At 56.2% G+C, this 1,835-nt stretch carries 2 protein-coding genes; one reads left to right on the top strand and one right to left on the bottom strand.

What is annotated here, in order from left to right:
- A partial coding sequence (locus tag N539_RS18030) for an RHS repeat-associated core domain-containing protein (RefSeq protein WP_156029662.1) occupies positions 1–827 on the top strand: 827 nt, incomplete at its 5' end.
- Between the two features lie 195 nt (positions 828–1,022).
- Here N539_RS18030 and N539_RS0100090 read toward each other — a convergent pair.
- Positions 1,023–1,640 (bottom strand): hypothetical protein, encoded by a 618-nt coding sequence (locus N539_RS0100090; protein ID WP_156029664.1) that lies wholly within the window; start codon positions 1,638–1,640, stop codon positions 1,023–1,025.
- Between the last annotated feature and the right edge of the window lie 195 nt (positions 1,641–1,835).

The raw sequence follows: 1,835 nt of genomic DNA on the forward strand, positions 1-1,835 counted from the left end.
GGCTCAATACGTACGACGAGTTCGGCAAGCCCGGCGCATCGAACATCGGCCGGTTCCAATACACCGGCCAGGCGTGGATCCCCGAGCTCGCGCTCTATTACTACAAGGCCCGGTTCTACGCCCCGCATCTCGGCCGATTCATGCAGACTGATCCGGTGGGGTACGAGGACTCGCCGAACGCGTACAACTATGTGCTCGGTGATCCGGTCAACAACGCAGATCCCACGGGAGCCTATGTGCCGCGTCCGCCGCGTAGCATTTGCAACGCAGTCAATACTTGCGACCCATACGGCAGCACTCAAGGCCTTCTTCTGAGACGGGATGCGGCAATCGGCGGCGGCTTAGGGGGCGGGGGCGGCGGCATAAGCTGCGTCAGCACTCCAGGTTCCGTTAATCCTGGAAGTGGCAACGGACCTATCACCATCACAGGCGGGTCAACTACATGTACGGTTAGTCGCGGTGGCGACTTCCCGGTCCAGTTTGCAAGCAACCCGTTTTATCCATACTCCAATGATCCCGATGGCGGCTTCCTCCACTGGTATTCTGACCAGCTGAATGGTGGCTTAAATCAGCAGAAGGAAAAGGCCAAAGAGACGGCAGAGCGATGCGCAGCGGGCGTCTCAAATATCAGCGTAGGCCAAACCGCTTCTGATGCGGCGAAGGGGGCGGGAACGGGAGCAGGAGGAAAAGCTCTGAGTGGACTATTGAAGAGAATATTCCTGGGCGCCGAGACGGGCGGAGAGGGCGTGGTTGGATCCGCGCTCTGGGGAGGGGCCAAGGGTACCGTTAAGTCTGTGATCAACCAAGCATGCTCGGAAGATCAGTAATTGGGGAAATTGCGTGTTTGACGAGATCATTGACGTCTTATTTGGAATGTTACCAACGAAGGTAATGGCAGGCATAGTCATTACGATCGTGGTGGGCGTCATCTTGGCATTCTTTTTGGTAAAGTATTGGTAATCGTGAGAACCCCTGCGCCCTGGTGATCGAGCCAGGCGCGGGGGAGAGCTGATCCTAGGAGATCAGCGTGATCGCTGGCTCGCGAGCGGAAAGCCAAGAAGCTTCACAACAGTCGCCAGAACGGCCAACAGGATCAAGGTCTCCGCGGCGACCGCGATCAACGAAACGCCAAAATAATCTACAGTTGCGTTGAAGACCGAATGCACTGCGAAACTGAAAAGAAAAGCTGCCCATAGGTGCCGGTCAAATCGAAAAGCGTAAGCAGCCGCCGTTACGGTGTGCATAAGTACTGGGAGGGCGGTTGCGTAAACCAAGACGAGTATTCCAGGTGTGCTCCAACCGGTTATCGATTGACTGTTGAGTAGAGCCCAGATCGGCTTGTCCAAAACGAGTTCCCAAACTCCGAACAGCGACACCAGCCGAAAGCGATCGAGTGGCTCCTTTTCGCGAGTTGAGGCGAATGCCTTTAGAATCTCTTCCCAGGCGACGAGGGCCAGCATGCCAAGCTTCGAGATGATAGTGTCACCCGGCACGAACAGAATTGGTAGCGCGAACAGCAGAAAGGACGTTTTGATCATCGCCCCGGCACGTGGATTGTCCACCATCGCGTAAAACCATCCGAGCAGGACGATCAGTCCAGCGCAGAACGTCATTAATGCATAAGCGGGACCCTGACTCATGACGAAACCTTCTGAATGCGATCTAGGCTACGGCTAAGGACGACGCCTGTAGAATAAATTGCATCGAGACTCGTAATTTTACACCACCGGCGAGCTGGACACGATCAAGCAGGGCGCGACGGTGCTTGCGGATTACACCGCCGACAATCTCGGCCGGCGCACTGGCGTCACGTTCGCCAATGGGGCGTCGCAGAG

Origin of the sequence: Sphingomonas sp. URHD0057, assembly GCF_000620665.1 — a bacterium.
GTDB lineage: Bacteria > Pseudomonadota > Alphaproteobacteria > Sphingomonadales > Sphingomonadaceae > Sphingomicrobium.

Excerpts from the sequence above, each read along its gene's own strand:
- N539_RS0100090 (WP_156029664.1), bottom strand. The coding sequence starts at position 1,640 with ATGAGTCAGGGTCCCGCTTATGCATTAATGACGTTCTGCGCTGGACTG.